This window comes from Frateuria defendens (assembly GCF_001182895.1).
In the GTDB taxonomy this organism is placed as follows: domain Bacteria; phylum Pseudomonadota; class Gammaproteobacteria; order Xanthomonadales; family Rhodanobacteraceae; genus Frateuria_B; species Frateuria_B defendens.
This window is the reverse complement of record NZ_LFQR01000069.1, coordinates 1-19,963: the sequence shown is the minus strand read 5'-3', so window position 1 is coordinate 19,963 and position 19,963 is coordinate 1. Positions and strand designations below refer to the sequence as shown.

Genomic DNA, 19,963 nt, shown 5'->3' with positions numbered 1-19,963 from the left:
AAAAGCCCGAAGGGTGGCTCGCAGGGATGCGAGCCAGTTTTTCGCCAGGGCAGGATGCCCTGTCGAAAAAACCCGCCAGCCCCTCGCGGACCTTCCGGGCAGGATGCCCGGAAGGCGCGCCCTCGGGGTGTCTTTTCTCTTGGTTACTTCTCTTTGGACAAGCAAAGAGAAGTAACTCGCCCTCCGGCAGGAGGGCGAAACCCCGGCCCAAAGGGCCGGCCAGACCGCCTCTCCGCAAGACGCGCCCTCGGGTGTGTCTTTCTCCTTGGGAACGCATTGGCAAAGCCCGTCATCGGCAGCCGAGCGAAACACCGGCCAACCGCGACAACGCCCGCCGGCAACGTCAGCGGCCAGCCCCCGCCCCACACCCGCTAGACTATGCCGTTTGCAATGGCGGCACTGTGGCCGCCGCGGGAGTGGCAGTCGGGTGGAGCAACCAGCAGGGGCCAGTACGGGAACGGGGCCGGTGCGGTCGGGGCTGGCGGCGCAGGCGCGTCGCTGGGTCGGGCCGGTGTTGTCGGTGTTCCTGCTGTGCCTGGCGCTGTGGACGCTGTACCGGCTGGTGAGCGAGGTGAGCTACCGCGAGGTGCGCGGCTACTTCCACGACCTCGACGGCGGCCAGATCCTGCTCGCCGTGGCGCTCACGGCGCTGGGCTACGGGGTGATGACCCTGTACGACCGCTTCGGCCTGGCCTCGATCGGCAAGCGCATGCCGTACCGGCAGGTGGGTCTGGTGGCCTTCGTGAGCTACGCCTTCAGCAACACCATGGGCATGGCGCTGCTGGTCTCCGGCTCCATCCGCTACCGCTTCTACACGCAGGCGGGCCTCACGCCCGCGGAAATCGCCAGGGTGGTGCTGTATTGCACGGTGGCCTTCTGGCTAGGCCTGTGTGCCCTGGCCGGCGTGGCGCTGCTGCTGGTGCCGGTGCCGCCGGGGCTGCCGCTGGCCAGCGGGGGCGTGCCGCTGGGCGTGCTGCTGACCCTGCTGCCGCTGCTGTGGGTGGCCGGGCGGCGCCTGTGGCCTCGGCCGGTGCGGCTGTGGCGCTGGCGGTGGAGCCTGCCGGAGCCCAGGCAGGCGGCGCGGCAGGTGCTGGTCGGCGCGCTGGACTGGGGCCTGGCCGCCGGCGTGCTCTACGTGTTGATGCCGGAGGCGATCTCCGGCGGCTTCGGGCATTTCCTGGTGATCTTCGCGCTGGCGCAGATGGCCGGCCTGATCAGCCACGTGCCCGGCGGCCTGGGCGTGTTCGAGACGGTGATGCTGGCCGGCTTCGGCGCCGGCGTGCACGCGGAGCTGGCTGGGCCGGTGCTCGGCTCGCTGGCGGCCTTCCGCATCATCTACTACCTGCTGCCGCTGTGTGTGGCGACCGTGCTGGTGGTGGGGCGCGAGGCGCAGGGGCTGCGCCGGCGCGTGATGCCGCCGTGGTTCACCGCGCTGCTGCCGCCGTTCTTCGCCGGGCTCACCCTGGTGTGCGGCGCGGTGCTGCTGTTCTCCGGCGCCACGCTGGGGCTGCCGGGGCGCATGGAGATCCTGCGCGACGTGCTGCCGCTGCCGGTGCTGGAGGTCTCGCACTTCATGGCCAGCGTGATCGGCATGCTGCTGCTGATCCTGGCGCGCGGCCTGCAGCGCCGGCTGGACGCGGCCTACATGCTGACCCTGGTGTTGCTGGTGGCCGGGGCGGTGTTCTCGCTGCTCAAGGGCATCGACTACGAGGAAGCCGCGCTGCTCACCCTGCTGGCGCTCGCGCTGGCGCCGGCGCACCGGCACTTCTACCGGCGCGCCTCGCTGTTCGACACCAGCTTTTCGGTGGGCTGGATCGCCGCCATCGTGGCCGTGCTGGTGTGCGCGGGCTGGCTGGTGATGTTCAGCTACAAGCACGTGGAGTACGGCAGCAACCTGTGGTGGGAGTTCAGCTTCCGCCACGGCGGCGCGCCGCGCGCCCTGCGCGCGCTGGTGGGCGCGGCGGCGGTGGGCTTGCTGTTCGCGCTGACGCAGCTGATCCGCACCGCGCGCCCGCGCCACACGCTGCCGTCCGCGGCCGAGCTTGACCAGGCGCTGCCGCTGGTCAAGCGCTTCCCTTCCACCCAGGCGCACCTCGCGCTGATGGGCGACAAGACCCTGCTGTTCGACAGCCACCGGCGCGCCTTCGTGATGTACGACATCGAAGGGCGCAGCTGGGTGTCGATGGGCGACCCGGTGGGCGAGGACGAGGCGGCCCGCCGCGAGCTGGTGTGGAGCTTCCGCGAACTGTCCGAGCGCGCCGGCGGCTGGCCGGTGTTCTACCAGGTGCGCCCGCAGGACCTGGACCTCTACCTCGAAGTGGGCATGCGCCTGCTCAAGGTGGGTGAGGAGGCGCGCGTGCCGCTGGCCGGCTTCAACCTCGACGGCAAGTCCAAGAAGGTGCTGCGCAACACGGTGAACAAGCTGGTGCGCGAGGGCCTGCGGCTGGAGATCGTGCCGGCCGAGCGGGTGCCGGCGCTGCTGCCGCGGCTGGCCGCCGTCTCCGACGCCTGGCTGGCCGACAAGAAGGTGCGCGAGAAGCGCTTCTCGCTCGGCGCCTTCGAGCCCGGGTACCTGGCCCGCACGCCGGTGGCGGTGGCGTGGCAGGGCGAGGAGCCGGTGGCCTTCGCCAACCTGTTCCTCAACGAGACGAAAGAGGAAGCCTCGGTGGACCTCATGCGCCACCTGCCCGACGGCCCCGCCGGCATCATGGATTACCTCTTCATCGAGCTGATGCAGTGGGCCAAGGCCGAGGGCTACCGCTGGTTCAATCTCGGCATGGCGCCGCTCTCGGGCCTGCAGAACCGGCGCCTGGCGCCGTGGTGGATGCGCTTCGGCGCGATGGTGTTCGGCCGCGGCGAGCGCTTCTACAACTTCCGCGGGCTGTATCGGTACAAAGACAAGTTCGACCCGGAATGGGAGTCGCGCTACCTCGCGGTGCCCGCCGGCGTCTCGCTGCCGGTGGTGCTGGCCAACCTCGCCAGCCTGATCGCCGGCGGCCTCGGAGGAGTGGTGCGTCGATGAAGTGGATCGTGCGGGTGCTGGGCTGGGGGCTGGCCGCGGTGGTGCTGCTGGCGATAGGCGGCGTGCTGGCGTTCTCCAAGCCCTGGCGCCGCCCGCCCGGCATGGCGCAGACGGCCAGCGTGCTGCCGGTGCCGCCGGGCGTGGCGCCGCCGCCCGGGCAGGGCGACATCCTCACCGTGTTCATGTCCGGCGACGGCGGCTGGCGCGACCTCGACCAGCAGCTGGGCCGGCACATCAACGCGCACGGCATCCCGGTGGTGGGCATCAGCGCGCTGGAGTACTACTGGCACGGCGGCTCCGCCGAGCGCACCGCGCGCGAGCTGGACGCGCTGATCGACGCCAACCTCGCCAGCCAGCACAAGCAGCGCCTGTGGCTGATCGGCTTCTCCTTCGGCGCCGACATCCTGCCCACCGTGATCGAGCGCCTGAAGCCCGGGAACCGCGCCCGCATCGCCCAGCTGGTGCTGCTCTCGCCCTCCACCGACCTCAACTTCGAGATCGAACTGGAGGGCTACATGCAGCAGCGCCTGGGCTGGCTGCAATCGCTGCTGAAGTCGATCCAGGAACGCATCAAGCCCGTGCCCCACTACCCGGCCCGCCCGCCGCTGCTCGCGCTGGACGGCCATCCGCCGGTGGCCTGCTACTACGGCGAGGAAGAAGCCGACGACAGCATCTGCGCCGAGCCGGGGCTGCCGGCGTGGATCGCGGTGCACCGCATGGAGGGGGATCACCACATGGGTGGGGACTACGACGTGCTGGCGCGCGAGATGATCGCGGGCATACCGGCGGGGCAGGCTGGCGCGGCGTCGCCGCAGCCGTAACGAACTGCCCGATCTCTGTCGCCGCCGGGAGCGCCTCGGTCATTCGCTCCTGGGGCCGGCAGGGGCTTGGGCGCTGCGGCCGGTCGCGGCGCCACCCGGCCGGCGGATGGCCCTGAGCTTGCCGCTGTTGCCGCCGCCGCAGAAGAAGCGGTCGCCGCCGTCGGATTCGAGGCCCGATACGCCGACGCCGGGCGGCATTTCCAGCCTTTCCAGCACCTCGCCGGTGGCGGGGTCGATGTGCCGCACTTCGCTCTCCTCGCCCTCCCAGGTGCCGTGCCACAGTTCGCCCTCCACCCAGCTGACGCCGGTGACGAAGCGGTTGGATTCGAGGGTGCGTAGTACCGCGCCGGTCTCCGGGTCGATCTGGTGGATCTTCCGCTCCCGATACTGGCCGACCCACAGCGTGCCCTCGGCCCAGGCCAGCCCCGAATCGCCGCCGTCGCCCGGTGCCGGGATCGTGGCGAGCACGCGGCCGGGGTTTCATGTCCAGACTCTCCTCGTCAGGGGATGGGGCGCATCCTAGTCGCCCGGCAGGGCCAGGGGGAGCAACAAGGTCGTCGCGAATCCCGGCACGGGCGGGCTGGTCCAGCGGCGGGCCCGCCCGCGTCCGAACGACTGCACCTTGCCCATCGCGGCGAGCGCGTCGAGCGCCCGCTGCGTGGTGCGCTGGCTGGTGCCGAGCGCGAGGGCCAGCGCCGAGCTCGACCACGACTCGCCGTCGGCGAGGAGGGCGAGCGCCGCGGCGTGCTTGGCGTCGACGGGCGGGGCCAGCACGACCACGGCGCGCGCGCGGGCCGGCGCCAGCGCAAAGCCCGCCCGGGTCGCGTTCACCGCGGCGAAGGGGGCCAGCGCCGCGCGCAGCCGCCCGATCTCGACCCGCAGCCGCGCGCGGTGCGAGTCGTCGGGATGCCGGGTGCGGAAGGCCCGGGCGATGAGCGCCTCGCGCGGCGCGTCCGCGGGCCACGCCTCGCCCAGTGCGCGGGCGAGCGCGAACAGCACCGGGCGCCTGGCGAGCGGGACCGTGGCGCCGGCCACGCGCACGAGGTGGCGGCAGGCGTCCACGACGAGCGCGCCCGACGCCAGCAGCGCTTCGACGTCTTCCAGCCGCAGCAACCGTTCCTCGCCGCCGGCGATCAGGCGCGCGGCGGGCGCGTCCAGCGCCAGGGTCGCGTGCTCGACTTCGGCGGCCAGCGCGGGGATGCCCGACTGCTGCGCGGCGCGTGCCGCGCGGGCCAGCGCCGCGCGCGCCACGCGCGTGCGCAGGCGGCGCATGGCGATGCCCGCGGCCGCCAGCTCGTGCACGGCCCGCAACGCGGGCGGCAGCGATGCCGAGTCGAGCGCGGCGAGCAACTGCTCGGCCTGGTCGAGGCGCCCGATCAGCAGGAGGCGCCTGACTTCGAGGTAGCGCGCCTGCGCGGCATTGGCGCGGTCGCCGTGCGCTTCGAGCCGCGCCCGCGCGGCGTCGAGCGACTTCGCGGGCCAGCCCAGCTCGCGCGAGACCAGCGCGATCTCCGCCTCGGCCACCACGCAGCGCGCGCGGGCCACGGCTTCCCGCGGGCCGAAGGCGCGCGCCGCCCGGCGCAGCAGCGCCTTGGCCCGGTCGAGGTCGCCGAGCTGCGCCATCGCGATGCCCCGCAGCGCCAGCGCCGGGGCGTCCTCGCGCAGGGCCACGCGGTTCAGCGCGCCGAGCGGATCGCCCGCCGCGAGCGCCCGCGCCGCGGCCGTGATCAACGAGTCCACGGGAATCCCGCCACACTTGTCACTCCCGGCCTCCGGGGCCCGCTGCCTAGTCTAGACCACGACCCGGCACCGCCTGCGCATCGCGGACAGGCGGGCAGGGCTTTCCCCAGGAGGCGACGACGATGGCAACGCATACGATCGGCACACGCGAAGCATGGCTGGCCGCACGGCTCGCACTGCTCGACGCGGAGAAGGCGCACACCCGGCGCGGCGACGACCTGGCGCGGCAGCGCCAGGCGCTGCCGTGGGTGCGGGTGGACAAGGCCTACCGGTTCGACACCGACGAAGGCCCGGCCTCGCTGGCGGAGCTTTTCCGGGGGCGCTCGCAGCTCCTGGTCTATCACTTCATGTACGGGCCCGACTACAAGGCGGGCTGCCCCTCCTGCTCGGCCATCGCGGACGGCTTCGACGGCTTCGCCGTGCACCTGGCCCACCACGACGTGATGCTGTGGGCGGTGTCGCGGGCGCCGCTCGCCACGTTGCAGGGCTACCAGCGGCGGATGGGCTGGCGGTTTCCGTGGGCGTCCTCGCACGGCGGCGAGTTCAACTACGACTTCAACGTCGCCTTCACCGAGGCGCAGCAGCGCGGGGGCGAGGTGGAATACAACTACCGCCGAGGCGGCCACGCGATGGACGTGGTGCCGGCGCCCGAGCCGGTGGTGCAGTTCGCGCGGACCTGCGGCACCGACGCCCAGACCTACGCGCGCGACCGGCCGGGCCTGAGCGCCTTCGTGCTGGAGGACGGTGAGGTCTACCACAGCTACTCCACCTACGCGCGTGGGCTGGACGGCCTCTGGGGCATGTACCAGTGGCTCGACCGCGCGCCGAAGGGGCGCAACGAGGCGGGCGTCTGGTGGCGCCGCCACGACGAGTACGGCCAGGCTTGAGCCGCCTGCCATGGACGCGGTCGCGGACGAACGGCGAGGGGCGCGGCGCATGGCATCCGGGCTGGCTACGGCGCGCGGCTTGCTCGGCATCCCGGCGCTGCTCTTCGCCGCCAGCGCGGCGCTGACGATTCATCAGTGCATCGCCATGTCGGCGATGGGCGGCATGCCGATGCCCGGCGGCTGGACCATGTCGATGGCCTGGATGCGGATGGGCGGGCAGGGCTGGCCCGGCAGCGCGGCGTCGTTCCTCGGCATGTGGGTGGTGATGATGGTGGCGATGATGCTGCCGTCGCTGGTCCCCGTGCTGGGGCGCTATCGCCGGGCCGTGGGCGATGCCGGCGGCCTGCGCGGCGGTTCGCTGGCCGCGCTGGCCGGCGTGGGCTACTTCGTCGTGTGGACGGCGCTCGGCCTGGCAGTGTTTCCGTTGGGCGCGGCGCTGGCGGCCGCCGCGATGCGGTGGCCGGCGCTGTCGCGCACCGTGCCCTTCGCGGCCGGCGCGGTGGTGATGGGCGCGGGCGCGATGCAGTTCACCGCTTGGAAGCGACGGCAGCTGGCCCGCTGCCGGATCGCGCCGGCATGCGGCCATGCGCAGCCGGCGGGCATCGTCTCGGCCTGCCGCGATGGACTGCGCCTGGGCTTCCACTGCTGCGTCTGCTGCACCGGCATGACGGCGATCCTGCTGGTGACCGGGGTGATGGACCTGTGGGTGATGGCCGCCGCCACGGTGGCCATCACCGCCGAGCGCCTTGCGCCAGCCGCTGGCAAGGTCGCAGGGGGAGTCGGAATCCTTGCTGTCGCGACAGGCGCGATCATGCTGGTGCGGGCCGCGAGCGGGTAGGTTGGAGCTTCGCGAAGCGGAGCTGGATGGAATCGAAGCGCTTCTCGTGATCCGGTCGGCCATTGGCCGGGGGACACACCCGGCGGCCGGTGCGAGTAGCTTCGTCTTTCTACCAGCGATCCCCTAACGCAAACTCGGTGCCTACGAGACAAACGGCCATCTGCCGCGCGCTGACACGGCGATCGTGCAGGCGACGAGGATGCTCAGCCAGCCACCATCATTGTTTGCACGCCCAAGGGATGGGTGCTGTAGAGCCATCTGCGCTAATTTCCCCGAACCGGCCTGGTTTCAACGGTGATGGCAAGGGGACGTCATGAAAAGAATCGGGCTGCTTGCCTACCAGGACATGCAATCGCTCGACCTGATCGGTCCACTGGACGTATTCGGCACGGTCAATAGCTCGACCGCGAGCGAGCCACCTTATCAATTGCACATCGTTGGCCTGGATGCCGATCCTGTTCGCGCTGAAAACGGCCTCATCGTCACGCCCACCTGCACGCTCTACGACGCGCCGCCGTTCGACACCATGCTGATACCCGGCGGAGTCGGCAGTCGCCTCTTCAATGCCGATGCACGGCTGCTTGCGTGGCTGCGCGATCGTGCCGCCACGACACGTCGTGTGGTCAGTGTATGCACAGGCATCTACATACTCGCGGCGACTGGCTTGCTCGACGGCCGCCGCGTCACTACCCACTGGCGTTATGCCGCCGACGTGGCTCGCCGCTATTCGGCGCTGAACATTCAACCGGATCACTTGTTCGTGCGCGACGGCTGCTTTGCTACGTCTGGCGGGTTGACTGCGGGCATGGACCTTGCGCTCGCCCTGGTTGAGGAAGATCTCGGCGCCGCCACCGCGTTGTCGGCGGCACGCGACCTGGTCATGTACATGAAGCGCCCCGGCAATCAGGCGCAGTTCTCCGCACCGCTGGTCGCACAAAGCCAGGGCACGGGACGCATGGCCGGTCTGCTCGAATGGCTGCTCGATCATCTTGCGGAAACGCTGACCGTTGAACGCATGGCCGAACGTGTAGCGATGAGCCCACGTAATTTCCGTCGCGTGTTCGCCGCCACGTTTGACACCACGCCGGCACGTTTCGTTGAACGACTGCGATTAGAACAAGCCTGTCTGCGGCTGACCGCCAAGCATGCTTCCATCGAATGCATCGCCGGTGCGGTCGGATTCAACAGCGTGGACGCTTTCCGGCGTGCATTCCGCAACCGCTACGACGCCACTCCCGGCGAATATCGACAACGCTTCGGGCAGTGAGGCGCTTGGCCGGAACTGTCGGCTATTTGGCCGCTTCCCTACTCAGCGCGCTGCTAGCATCCCGGGCTTGCAGCTGGCATGGCGGTATCCGTCAGCCGCGCAACGGCATATGCCGCCATGCCCTCGATTCCGTGGAGCGACAAGGATGAATAAATGAAGTGGAGTCTTGCCTTTTTCCTCTTGGTTGCATCGACCGCTGCAGGAGCTGTGGTCACCCGGGCGGACGTCGATAATGCCAAATATCGAGTCCCGGCTTCGGAATTTCCCGCACTGGTTGACATGCCTGGCGAGGGACATGGCGTCCTGATTGCACCTCGATGGGTGCTGACCGCAGCGCACGCGGCGCCAATGCAGGGTATGGAGGGCGACGTATCCATCGGCGGTGTGGCGCGAAAGGTCAAGCGTGTCATCACGTATCCCGGTTACAGGAAATTGCCCGACCAGCTGGTCAAGGACTTCCTGGCATCCAAGGATCCATCCAAGGTGTACGCATTTCTCGCCTTGTCTGACGACATTGCGCTTATCGAGCTTGCGTCGCCAGTAGCTGGTGTAACTCCCGTTCCTCTCTATCGCGGGTACAAAGAGGTGGGAATGACTGCAGAGCTTGTAGGCAAGGGAGCCACGGGCAATGGTGCCGAAGGCCAAGTTCCCCACGACCCGCATCGCACTGTCTTGCGCCGTGCCTCCAACGTCATTGTGGGTGCCGACGCGCGCTATGTTTGGTATCGGTTTGACCCGCCGCCATCCGCCCTGCCGCTTGAAGGCATCACGGGGAGCGGCGACAGTGGCGGTCCCTTGCTCATCGGGGATGGAAGTTCAAGGCAACTCGTCGGCTTGGCTTCATGGAGCAAATATCCACCGGGCCATCCGTTTTGGACCCAATATGCACTGGGCCGCCCATTCGTGGAGGGCCTCTACGGCGAAATCGTGTACGCCGTTCGCATCTCAAGCTACATCCAATGGATAGAAGGCGTGATATCAGCGCCCGCGGGCATCCCTACTCAAGGTTTGCCGGCGGAGGCTGACAGCTCAATCCAGCGAACGCGTTAAGCGCGCCGCCGATCGCGGGCGCCGACGCAGCAGGCCTTCCCGCGTCGGCACCGATAGGCAGATCGCCAACAGGCACTCAACCCCGCCGCATCCCCGCCATCACCGCCGCCAGCTCCCTCACCGCCGCCTCCGACGCCGCACGGTCCGGCGTGGTGTCGGCGTTGTTGAAGTCGCCGGTGTCGTCGAGCACCTGCACCAGCAGGCCGTCGCTGCGCGGGACCATGCTGACGTGCCGGGTGCGCAGGCCGTAGGTGACCTCGGGCTGAGGGATCAGGCGGGCGGTCTGGCCGCGCACGGGGACGATGGAGTCGTCGTTGAAGAGGGCCTTGGCGCCGTAGCCGGTGGCGTTGATCAGGGTGTGCTCGGGCAGTTTGAGCAGCTCGCGCGGATGGCTGAACTCGCGCACCTCGATCTTGCCGCCGGCGGCGAGGAAGTCGGCCATCAGCATGCGCGCGTAGGTGCTGATGTTGAACATGAGGGTGGCGTAGCGGCGCACGTAGGGCTGGGCGAACGGGTGGCTGCCGGGCGGCAGGTCCACCGGATGCGGCAGCAGCTCCGGCACGCGGTCCTGGAACTGGCCGTACTCGGGCTCGCCGGGGATGGCCGCGTGCCCATGGCCCATCGGCGCGTCGGCGAGCGCATAGCCGTCGATCCACTCGATCGGCCGCCCCGGCACGCCGAGCAGGCTCTGGTACGTGGCGTGGGAGATGCGCGCCATTTCCTCCCAGCGCACGGCGAGGGCGGGGGCGTGGGCGGCGTCGCAGAGGCGCGAGTCGGGCGTCCACAGGCCGGAGGCGCGCATGGAATAGACGTCCGGCGGCAGCGCCTTGGCGTAGATGCGTACCGCGAGGCCCGCGCGCTGGGCGAGGATCGCCGAGGTGAGGCCGATGGCGCCGCAGCCGATCACGCCGATCGCGCGCGCGCCGGTGGCCTGCGCCATGCGCACGGCCAGCGTGCCCGAGCCCCACGACAGCGACCAGCCGCTGCCGCCGTGGCCGTAGTTATGCACCAGGGTCTTGTGGCCGAGCTTCTCGGTCTCGATGCGCGGGCCGGCGGCGCGGAAGGGGCGGGTGCACACGTACACGCCGGTGATGCGGTCCGCCTGCGCCCTGACCGGCGCGAGTTCGGCGACGTCCGGCCGTATCCGCACGGCGGGCGGCGGCACGGTGGCCGGCACGGCGCTGGCGGATGTGACGGGCTGCCTGGTACAGGACGCGACGGCGGCGGTCGAAGCCACGGCCAGCGTCGCGCCGGCCTGGCGCAGGAATTGACGTCGCTGCACGGACAAGCTCCCCGAATGATTGGAACGGCGGCCCGCTCCCCCACGGATCGAGCGCACGCCCTTAGGTCTTTATCCAATCGACCTGCGGAAAGCAATGGCGGTTTTGACGCAGTGAGCGCGCGGTCGCGCGCCGGTGCGGGAGGCGCGGGCGATGTCCGCGCTGCGGCCGGCGTCGATCGCGCTCGCCCGCCGGTTTTCAGCGCTCGATGCGGTAGTTGAGGCTCGCCCGGCTGAAGTTGGTGGCGCTCTGCGCCTCGAAGTTCCAGCGGCGGCTCAGGCGGTAGCGCAGGGTCACCACCTGGCCGGGCTCGAACAGGCCCACGCCGTAGCTCAAGTAGAGGCGCGGCGAGAGGTACTTGCCCACGGTGAAGGCGGAGGTGCCCAGCGCGTCGTTGCTGCTGACGCCGATCTCGTCCACGCCGATGCGCGAGCCGATGCTCTTGGCCAGCAGGTTGCCGGCGGCCGAGCCCAGCGCCTGCGCGGCGGCACTCACCATCTGGCCCTCGCCGCTGTTCACCTGCGAGAGCGGGCTGCCGGTGATCAGGTAGGCGAGCGCGTCGGACTGCTCCATCACCGGATTGGAGAACACCGTGAGCACCGGCCGCTCCGCGGTGCCGGAAACCAGCAGGCCCACCTGCTGCCCTTCGTCGATGGTGGCGTTGGGGTTGAGTTTGCGCACCGCGCGGATGCTGAGGCCGGGGTTGTCGATCGGCGTGCTGGCGAACAGCAGCTGGCCGCGCTCGATGTGCAGGTTCTGGCCGTAGGCCTTGTAGGTGCCGTCCACCGCGATCTGGCCCTGGCCGGTGGTGGCGCGGCCGGGCTGCTCGATCACCGTGAGCGTGCCGCCCAGGTGGCCGTCCAGGCCGAAGCCGACCAGGTGGGTATGGCGGCCGAGATCGACCTTCACCTGGGCGCGGATCGGCAGCGAGGCGGCCGCCTGTTCCTGCTGCGGCGCGTCCATCACCACCACGTCGGGCGAGGCCTGGGTGGCGTTGTTGCCGGGCAGTTTCTCCACGTTGACGTCGGCGCTGTCCAGCGCCACCGAGCCGCCCACGTCGATGCCGCTGCCGCCTTGCTTGACCACCAGGTCCGGCGAGACCACCACCTTGGCGGCGGGGATGTCCACCGCGGTGAAGCGGCTGCCCTGGATGGCGAGCGAGCTGGTCGCGCCTTCGCCGAGGCCGGCGGTGCCGTTCACCGCGAGCTGGCCCTGGCCGGACTGCACGCTGCCCTGGATGCGGAACTCCCGCGCGTCGGCGGTGGCGACGGTGAGCCGGCCCTGGTCGAGCTTGAGCCCGGCGGCGGGCACCTCGGCGGCGAAGCCGGACACCGCGGCCTGGCCGGTCACCGCCGGCTGCGCCAGCGTGCCTTGGATGCGGAACTGGCCCTGCAGGTCGCCCTTGACGTTGGCGACCTCGGCGGTGAACAGCTCGATGAAGGCGAGGCTGTTGAGGCGCAGCGAAAGCTGGCCGTCCAGCGCCTGCTGCGCGCCGTTGAGCGCGAGCTGGCCATCGAGGCTGCCGCCGTCGGAGAGGGCGGCGCGCACGGTGGCGTGCTGGCGGCTGGGGCTTAAGTCGGCATCGAGCGCGAGGTCGCGGTAGCCGAGCAGCGGGCGATCGGGGTGCTCGACGTAGGTGACGCTGCCGCTGGCCGAGCGGATCGAGGTGGCTCCGCTCAGGGCGCCGGCGGCGTTGCGGCGCAGGCTGCCGCTGCCTTCCAGCGTGCCTTCGGCGCGCACGGGCATGCTGGCGGGGCCGGCCGCGCTGGCGAGCAGCGCCAGCGGCAGCTGGTGCAGGCGGTAGCTGGCGTCGAGGTTGCCGGCCTTGTCCTGCCTGGCGGCGGCGCACAGCAGCGGCTCGCCGGCGGTGAGGCACAGTTCGGACAGGCTCATCGCGCCGTCGGCGTAGCTGAGCTGCGATGGTTTTTGCAGGCGCCAGCGCGGCAGGTTCTGCACGTCGAGGTTCAGGGTGGAGAGCGTGCCGCTCCACGCCTGGCCCTTGAGTGCGCCGGTGAGCGCCAGCTCGGCGGACAGCGGCGTGCCGCGCGCGTCGAGGCTCAGGCGATGGCTGGCGGCGGTGCCCTGGCCGCGCAGCGCGAGGCGCTGGAAGGCGAGGCCGCCGGCTTCCACCGCGCCGGCTTCGAGGTCGAGCTTGCCGCCGGGGTGGCTGACGTCGGGCACGTCCGCGGTGAGGCCGAGGCGGCCGACCTTCTGCCCCTGGTAGGCGAGCGCGCTGCCCTGCAGGCGGCCGTTGACGGCGAGCGCCGGCCACAGGCCGCCCACGCGGAATTGGCCGTCCAGACGGCCGGCGGCGTCGGGCAGCCAGTCGGCCAGCGAGGCGATGGCGAGGGTGAGCGCGATGTCGTTGCGCGCGCCGGGCTTGCCGGCGAGCTGCACGCGGCTGCCGCCGGAGGCGAGTGCCAGCTGGCCGTCGAGCACGCGCGCGGGCGTGAGGTGCAGGCGGCCGCGGCCGTCGAGCTTGCGTCCGCGCAGGCTGCCGCCGAGCTGCCTGAGTTCCAGCGTGGCGTCGGGGCCCTGCTGCGGCAGGCGGCCTTCGGTGTGCAGGGCGAGATCCAGCGCGCCGTTCCAGCCGGCGAGCAGCTGGCCGGGGTCGAGCCGGCTGGCCTTGGCGTCGAGTTGCCAGCCGAGCTCGGGTTGCAGGGCGAGCGTGCCCTGTGCGGTCAGGCCGCCTTGCGGCTGCTTGAGTTCGAGCGTGTGCAGGGCGATCTGCTGCGGGGTGCCGTCGAGGTTCAGCACCAGCTTGGCGAGGCGCCCGGGCGGGCCGAGGTCCACGTCGCCCTCGGCGTGGAAGCGCTCGGCGCTGCCGCGCGCGGTCAGGCTGCCCTGGCTGGCCAGATCCTGGCCGGCGAGTTCGGGCGGCAGCCGGAGGTCCTTCCAGGCGACTGCGAGATCGCCCTGCACCGGCTGCGCGGCGAGCTGCACGGTGCCGTGTGCGGACAGCGTGCCCCGTACCTGCGGCGAGGTAAGTTCGAGCCGGTCCAGGGTGAGCGTCTTGCCGTCGTCGCTGAGGCGTGCGGCGAGGGGCTTGAGTTGCAGCGGGTAGGCGTTGAGGTCGAGCCGGCCTTCGAGCGTGCCGCCGTGGCGGTCGCCGCGGCCCTGCAGGGCCGCGCCCAGCGCGGTGAGCGCGCTGTCGCCGAGCAGCGGCTTGGGGTCGAAGCGCGGCGCGTCGAGCTTGGCTTGCCAGGCGTAGTCGCCGCCCTGGGCGAGGTCCAGTTGCAGCTGCGCGGGCGTGGGCAGGGTGAGCTTGAGGTCGGCGTGCGCCTGCCGGCCGTCGCTGTGCGCCGCGAGTTCGCCGGCGTAGTCCACGCCGGCGATGGTCCAGGCGAAACCGGCCTTGCCGTCGCCGCGGTAGCCGCGGCGGATGCCCAGCGTGCCGGCGAGGTCGGCGTGGCCGTCCGGCGCGCGCAGGGCCAGCTGCTTCACCTCGATGCCGGCGCGCGTCCAGCTGCCGGCGAGGTCGAGGCGGTCGGAGGCGAACAGCGGCTGGCCGTCCTGGCGGATCGCCACGGCGCCGACGCGCACGCGGTCCAGCACCAGCGCCACCGGCGGCTCCAGCGAGAAGCCGCCTTCGCCGGGCGGCGTCTCGGGCGGGCTCTTGGGCAGGGCGACCTCGACGCCGTCCACGTCGAGGTCGAGCACGTGCAAGCGTCGGGCGAGCAGCGGCCAGGCGCGCAGGTCGAGGTGCGCGCGGGCGACCTTCGCCACGGTGCCGTGGCCGTCGTCGTAGCGCAGGCCGGCGAGGTCGAGCGGGCCGACCAGCCGCCCCTGCGCCTGTTGCACGGACAGCGCGCCGTCGGTGAAACCCTGTGCGCGATCGAGCGCGAAGCGCAGGCCGCCGGCGGTGCCGAGCAGCCACCACAGGCCCGCCGCCAGCACCAGCAGCAGGACGGCGAGGGCGATGGCGATGCGCTTGAGCCACTTCATCGGGATGCTCCGGCCTGGCTTGTGGCGGCACGCGTCCGCACCTTGTTTCCTCTCCCCGACGGGGCACGCGGGGAGGCGCCATGGATGGCGCCGGCTTTGAGGAGCAAGGAGAGGACCGAGGTGAGGGGCGGGTGCTTGCGGCAAGGCTCGCTCGAAGCGGCGTTTTCGCAGCGTGCTCCCTCACCCCAACCCGCTCTCCGGGGAGAAGGAGCCGATCGCGGCGAGCGTGCGGCGCTCGCTCTGCCTGCGCTCCCCGCAAGCACGAAAGCGGCATGGTCCGTGGCAGTCCTCACAGGTCCGGCCCGATCACCAGGTGCAGCTGGATACCGTGGTTCTCCCGGCTGCTCACCGGCGTGCCGATGTCCACGCGGATCATGCCCACCGGCGAGAGCCAGCGCAGGCCCAGGCCGGCGCCGATCTTCGGGCGGTAGTCGGTGCCGTCGTAGGCGTTGCCGGCGTCGACGAAGGCGGCCATGCCCCACTCGCGGGTGAAGTAGTGCTCCACCTCGGTGCTGCCGACCAGCAGGTTCTTGCCGCCGATCACGCGGTCATAGCTGTTGCGCGGGCCCAGCGACTGGTAGCCGTAGCCGCGCACCGAGCGGTCGCCGCCGGCGAAGAAGCGCAGCTGCGGGGGCAGGGCGGAGAAGTCGGTGGTCCAGGTCATGCCGGCGCTGCCGCGCAGGATCAGGCGGTCGCGGCGGGTGAAGGCGCGGATCCATTTGACGTCGGCCTGCCACTGGCTGAAGCGCGCGTCGGAGAGCAGGGTGCCGGCGGTGCTGCGCGCGTACACGTTCACCGACCAGCCGCGGCGCACGAAGCTGGGGTTGTCGGCCTGCTTGCGCGACAGCGAGGCCTCGGCGTACAGCAGCGTGCTGCGGCCGCGCTCGATGCCCAGCGTGCTGTTCGGGTCGCCGCCCTTCTCGCCCACGGTGAAGGTGCCCGAGAGCGCGTGCAGGCCGAGCGTGCGCGTCCAGCCGTGCCACAGCCGCGTCTCGTTGCCCACCAGTTCCAGCGTGCGCGACTTGGAGGTGTCGGTGTTGGCGTCGCGGAAGTTGGCGCCGAAGTTGAAGGCGCGCTGGTCGGGGCCGGGCATGGGGATGGAGTACAGCGTGGACAGCGTCTTCAGCCGCTGCGCCAGCACGATCTCGTTCTTCCACTTGTGGCCGCGGCGGTTGACCCAGCGCCGGTCCAGCCCGGCGCGCGCGCCGACGCCGGTGTCGGTGCCGATGAAGGGGCCGGCGGTGTAGATGCTGCGCTTGGCGGGCGCGAGCTGCACGGTGATGTCGACCACGCCGTTCTTGGCCCCCTCCGCGTCGGGCAGCACGTTCACCGCGGAGAAGTAGTCGGCGCCGTTGAGCGATTGCTGCAGGGCCAGCAACTGGCCCTGCTCGAAATAGTCGCCGGACTTGAACGGCACGTAGCGGTCGAGGAAGCCCTCGTTGAACTGCGAGCCCTCGAAATGCACGGCGCCGAAGCGGTAGCGCCGGCCGGTTTCCCAGGCCAGGTGCACCGCGGCGCTGCGCCCGGCGCGGTTCACCTCGACCCGGTGCGTGACCATGCGGGCGTCGAGGTAGCCGCTGGCGGTGAGCTGGGCGGCGAGGGCGTCGCGCGCGGCCTCGTACTGGCCGTGGTCGAGCGGCTGGCCCTTGAGGCGCTCGACGGCGCGCTCGGCGCGGCGGATCGGCGCGATCTTCATCGCCGCCTCGTCCAGCTTCACGTCCACCGCCGTCACCTGCACCGGCGGGCCGGGGGTCACGTGCAGGACCACGCGCCAGTCCTTGCCGGCCGGCTCCAGCTCGCCCCGCACGCTCGCCTCGTAGTAACCGTAGGGTTGCAGCGCGGCCTTGGCCTCCGCGTCCGCGCGCTCGTACAGGCGGCGCACCTGCGCCTCGCTGACCTCGCGCGCGGCGTACTGGGAGAGCCCCACGCCCGACACCACCGCGCCCTTGAGCCGGTCGTCCACGCCATCGACCACCAGTTGCACGCCCGCGCGGGCCAGCAGTGGTGCGAGCAGCAGGGGGAGCGCAACGCCTAAACGGAGCAGACTCGGGCGTCGATGGCAGCGGCGCATGCGCAGGTTCCGTCCTCTTTGGGTGCCGGGACTTCGAGTCCCCGCAGCTTAGCCAAACACCGTCCGCGGCGGGTGAAAGGCCGCGGACGGCCCGATCAGCCCGCCTTGTCGCCCGAGCGGTGCGCGATCCACGCGCCGGCCATGGCCGACACGTAGGGGATCGACTGCGCCGCCAGGATGATGATCCACAGCGTGCCCTCGACGTAGTGCGTGCCGTAGTGCATCGCCATGCCGACCACGCACAAGAGCAGCGCCAGCGCCATCAGCACTTCCTCGCGCACCGGGGCGAAGGCGGCGAAGTTGCTGCCGCCCAGGCGCCGGCTCTTGGCGGTGACCACGAAGGCGGTCTTCTTGCGCGTGAGGCCGTGCAGGATGCCGCGCGCGATGGCGTGCGAGAGGCCCATGCTGGCCAGCGAGGCCATCAGGGTGTCGTACCAGCCGCAGGGCACGCGGGCGCGGTAGAGCACGATACCGAAGATCGCCTTGGCGAAGAAGAAGCCGATCACCGGGATCAGGAACAGCTGCATGGGCAGGCTGAACACCTGCGGCAGGCCGATCATGCCGGCGGTCCAGTAGATCGCCATCAGGGTAAAGATGAGATGCAGCGCGTCGGCGAACCAGCTGAACCAGCCGGTGAGGAAGTGGAAGCGCTGGCCGGCCGAGAGCGGGCCGCGGCGCACCATCCAGTCCCAGCGGCCCTTCAAGATCTGCATGGCGCCGAAGGCCCAGCGGTAGCGCTGGCTCTTGTACGCCTTGAAGTCGGCCGGGGTGAGGCCCTTGCCCATCAGCTCGTCCACGTATACCAGCTCGTAGCCGGCGTGCATCAGGCGCAGGCCCAGCTCGGCGTCCTCGCAGATGGTCCATTCGGACCAGCCGCCGGTGCCTTCCAGCGCCGAGCGGCGCACCATGGTCATGGTGCCGTGCTGGATGATGGCGTTGCGCTCGTTGCGGTGGTGCATGCCGATGCGGAAGAAGCCGTCGTACTCCCACGCGGTCATGCGGCGGAAGCGGTTGTTCTCGAAGTCGCGGTGCGCCTGCGGGCACTGCACCACGGCCACCTTCGGGTCGTGGAAGTAGCCGGTGAGGGCGGCGAGCCAGTCCTTGCGCACCACGTAGTCGGCGTCGATCACCGCCACCGCGTCGGCGCGCGGGTCGGTCTCCTTCAGGCCGAAGTTGAGCGCGCCGGCCTTGTAGCCGGGCCACGGCTCCAGGTGGAAGAAGCGGAAGCGCGGGCCGAGCTGCTCGCAGTAGGCCTGCACCGGCTTCCACACGTCCGGGTCTTTGGTGTTGTTGTCCAGCACCAGCACTTCGTAGTTCTCGTACTCGAGCGCGGCCAGCGAGTCGAGGGTGATCATCACCATCTCGGGCGGCTCGTTGTGGCAGGCGAGGTGGATCGACACGAACGGCTGCCGGCCCGGCGGGTCCGGCTGCAGCAGGCCGGCGTGGCGCACCCATTGGCGGCGCCACAGCACCTCGGTGAACTCGAAGCCGTTGATCAGCAGGATGGCGAGGATGGCGATCTGGGCCGGGAACAAGAGGACCAGCATGGTCCAGTCGATCCAGTCCAGGTAGAAGTTGAACGGCAGCGTGGCCGACCACACCACCAGGCCGCAGGCGAGCTGGATCAGCGCCGCCATGAAGAGGAGGCCCATCAGCCTGAAGCGGCTGAAGCGGCGGCTGAACCAGATCATCGGCCCCAGCGCCAGCAGGCTCGCCGCCAGCGCCTTCCACGGCCAGCCGGTGTCTTCCGTCACCGGGCCGGTGAAGGGGAACTTGGGCTGGCGGTCGGCGTTGAACATGCCCCAGTAGGCGCCGGTGCGGCCTTCGCCCAGGTTCTCCTTCCACGGCTGGTCGAAGGCTTCCAGCAGGTAGTAGTCGATGTGCTGGGCCTTGGCCGCGTTGAGCCACTCGCGGATGAAGATGGCCTCGTTGGACACCGACGGGTCGGCGTACTCGTGGCGGTCGCCGTTGGACGGCCAGCCGATCTCGCCCACCACGATGTGCTTGGCCGGGTAGTGCTGGCGGATGTTGTCGTAGGCGCCGAGCGCCGCGCCCAGCGCGTCGCCGCGCACCACGCCGTTCCAGAACGGGAACAGGTGGATGGTGATGAAGTCCACGTGCTGCGCGAGCTCGGGGTACTTCAGCCAGATGTAGTCCGGCTCGGCGATCGACACTGGCTGGTGTACCTGGGCGCGCACGCGGTCCAGGTAGGCGATCATCTGCTCGACCTTCAGGTCGTTGCGGAACAGCACCTCGTTGCCCACGACTACCCGGTCGATGGTGTCCGGGTAGCGCCGCGCCAGCGCGATCAGCCCTTCCAGCTCGCGTTCGTTGTTGTTCAGGCGCGTGTCGATGTTGGCGCCGGCCATCACCTTCAGCCCTTCCTTCTGGGCCAGGCGGATGGTCTGCGGGTTCTCCAGCGTGGAGTAGGTGCGGATGCGGCCGGTGTACTTGCGCAGCAGCTTCAGATCGCCGTCGATCTCCTCGTCCCTGGGGAAGTCCCGATTCAGCGGATTCTGGTAGCGCTGGAACAGCGACACGGAGAAGCCGTTGATCTGGCCGTGCCAGTCCTCCGGTCCGTGCGGCCGGTTGCTCCACCACCACAGGGCGATGTTCATGGCGGCCACGATCAAGGCGATCAGGGTGGCTGCAAGCAGCGGATGTCGGCTTCCTGGCGTAGCGGATGTAACGCTCAAAACAATCCCCGTGGCGACCCCTTCGCAGGGGATAAAAGCTCTGCGAGCTTACCGAAAGGCGGCTGGGGGGCTCAATGTGGAGGGGGAGGGGCGGTCAGGTTGAGGTCAGGGGGTGAGGGCGGGAGGGGTTTTTCCGGGGTTGTTTCGGGGCGGGGATGGCTTGGGTCCGGGGTGTCTGCGGCGGGGCGCTTTTCCTTGGCTGTCGGCTTGCGCCACGAGGTTGGCTTCGCCGTGATGTTGCCGGTTCGTCATTTCGCGGGTTTTCAATGGCGAGTGGTTGGGCAGGCTGAAAGGCTTCATGTCATCTTGCCGGCCTTCGGCCGGCGTTTCGCTCATCTGCCGATGA

The 19,963-nt window shown here is 70.5% G+C and carries 13 protein-coding genes; 6 read left to right on the top strand and 7 right to left on the bottom strand.

What is annotated here, in order from left to right:
- Positions 1–466 precede the first annotated feature (466 nt).
- A complete protein-coding gene (gene mprF / locus ACH65_RS10950; RefSeq protein WP_153242563.1) occupies positions 467–3,022 on the top strand; it encodes a bifunctional lysylphosphatidylglycerol flippase/synthetase MprF in 2,556 nt (851 codons plus the stop codon).
- Complete coding sequence (locus tag ACH65_RS10945) at positions 3,019–3,843, top strand: AcvB/VirJ family lysyl-phosphatidylglycerol hydrolase (RefSeq protein WP_049622633.1); 825 nt, start codon at positions 3,019–3,021, stop codon at positions 3,841–3,843. Before mprF ends, ACH65_RS10945 begins: the two co-directional genes overlap by 4 nt.
- 39 nt (positions 3,844–3,882) lie before the next feature.
- Here ACH65_RS10945 and ACH65_RS10940 read toward each other — a convergent pair whose 3' ends face one another.
- Together ACH65_RS10940 and ACH65_RS10935 are read right to left on the bottom strand one after the other, a co-directional pair.
- The gene (locus ACH65_RS10940) at positions 3,883–4,311 is read right to left on the bottom strand and encodes a glutaminyl-peptide cyclotransferase (RefSeq protein ID WP_237561493.1); all 429 of its coding nucleotides are present in this window, start codon (positions 4,309–4,311) and stop codon (positions 3,883–3,885) included.
- 51 nt (positions 4,312–4,362) lie between these two features.
- Positions 4,363–5,583: a hypothetical protein gene (locus ACH65_RS10935; RefSeq protein WP_049622632.1), complete on the bottom strand. Its 1,221-nt coding sequence runs from the start codon at positions 5,581–5,583 to the stop codon at positions 4,363–4,365.
- A 122-nt stretch (positions 5,584–5,705) separates the two neighbouring features.
- Here ACH65_RS10935 and ACH65_RS10930 point away from each other — a divergent pair, with 122 nt between their 5' ends.
- The 4 genes from ACH65_RS10930 (at position 5,706) to ACH65_RS19010 (ending at position 9,625) form a co-directional block, all read left to right on the top strand.
- The gene (locus ACH65_RS10930) at positions 5,706–6,470 is read left to right on the top strand and encodes a DUF899 domain-containing protein (RefSeq protein ID WP_049622631.1); all 765 of its coding nucleotides are present in this window, start codon (positions 5,706–5,708) and stop codon (positions 6,468–6,470) included.
- A 49-nt stretch (positions 6,471–6,519) separates the two neighbouring features.
- Complete coding sequence (locus ACH65_RS10925) at positions 6,520–7,308, top strand: DUF2182 domain-containing protein (RefSeq protein WP_049622630.1); 789 nt, start codon at positions 6,520–6,522, stop codon at positions 7,306–7,308.
- A 313-nt stretch (positions 7,309–7,621) separates the two neighbouring features.
- On the top strand, positions 7,622–8,575 hold the full coding sequence (locus tag ACH65_RS10920) for a GlxA family transcriptional regulator (protein ID WP_049622629.1): 954 nt from the start codon (positions 7,622–7,624) through the stop codon (positions 8,573–8,575).
- Positions 8,576–8,728: 153 nt separating this feature from the next.
- A complete protein-coding gene (locus tag ACH65_RS19010; protein ID WP_082190264.1) occupies positions 8,729–9,625 on the top strand; it encodes a S1 family peptidase in 897 nt (298 codons plus the stop codon).
- Between the two features lie 76 nt (positions 9,626–9,701).
- On the opposite strand, the gene ACH65_RS10915 is transcribed toward ACH65_RS19010, so the two are convergent.
- From ACH65_RS10915 to ACH65_RS20810, 5 genes are all read right to left on the bottom strand, one after another.
- The gene (locus tag ACH65_RS10915; protein WP_049622628.1) at positions 9,702–10,907 is read right to left on the bottom strand and encodes an FAD-dependent oxidoreductase; all 1,206 of its coding nucleotides are present in this window, start codon (positions 10,905–10,907) and stop codon (positions 9,702–9,704) included.
- A 196-nt stretch (positions 10,908–11,103) separates the two neighbouring features.
- Entirely contained in the window at positions 11,104–14,850 is a 3,747-nt protein-coding gene (locus tag ACH65_RS10910; protein ID WP_049622627.1) for a translocation/assembly module TamB domain-containing protein, read from the bottom strand.
- Positions 14,851–15,139: 289 nt separating this feature from the next.
- Positions 15,140–16,921, bottom strand: a complete 1,782-nt coding sequence (locus ACH65_RS10905; RefSeq protein ID WP_049622626.1) for an autotransporter assembly complex protein TamA — start codon at positions 16,919–16,921, stop codon at positions 15,140–15,142.
- Between the two features lie 95 nt (positions 16,922–17,016).
- Entirely contained in the window at positions 17,017–19,539 is a 2,523-nt protein-coding gene (locus tag ACH65_RS10900; protein ID WP_425478282.1) for a glycosyltransferase family 2 protein, read from the bottom strand.
- A gap of 183 nt (positions 19,540–19,722) precedes the next feature.
- Positions 19,723–19,963 (bottom strand): hypothetical protein (locus ACH65_RS20810; RefSeq protein ID WP_237561492.1); only part of this gene is annotated, 241 nt, incomplete at its 5' end.

Bases quoted from the DNA above. Each gene is read 5' to 3' on its own strand.
- ACH65_RS10945 (WP_049622633.1), top strand. From the start codon at position 3,019: ATGAAGTGGATCGTGCGGGTGCTGGGCTGGGGGCTGGCCGCGGTGGTG.
- ACH65_RS10930 (WP_049622631.1), top strand. From the start codon at position 5,706: ATGGCAACGCATACGATCGGCACACGCGAAGCATGGCTGGCCGCACGG.
- ACH65_RS10925 (WP_049622630.1), top strand. From the start codon at position 6,520: ATGGCATCCGGGCTGGCTACGGCGCGCGGCTTGCTCGGCATCCCGGCG.
- ACH65_RS10920 (WP_049622629.1), top strand. From the start codon at position 7,622: ATGAAAAGAATCGGGCTGCTTGCCTACCAGGACATGCAATCGCTCGAC.
- ACH65_RS19010 (WP_082190264.1), top strand. From the start codon at position 8,729: ATGAAGTGGAGTCTTGCCTTTTTCCTCTTGGTTGCATCGACCGCTGCA.
- ACH65_RS10910 (WP_049622627.1), bottom strand. From the start codon at position 14,850: ATGAAGTGGCTCAAGCGCATCGCCATCGCCCTCGCCGTCCTGCTGCTG.
- ACH65_RS10905 (WP_049622626.1), bottom strand. From the start codon at position 16,921: ATGCGCCGCTGCCATCGACGCCCGAGTCTGCTCCGTTTAGGCGTTGCG.
- ACH65_RS10900 (WP_425478282.1), bottom strand. From the start codon at position 19,539: ATGAACATCGCCCTGTGGTGGTGGAGCAACCGGCCGCACGGACCGGAG.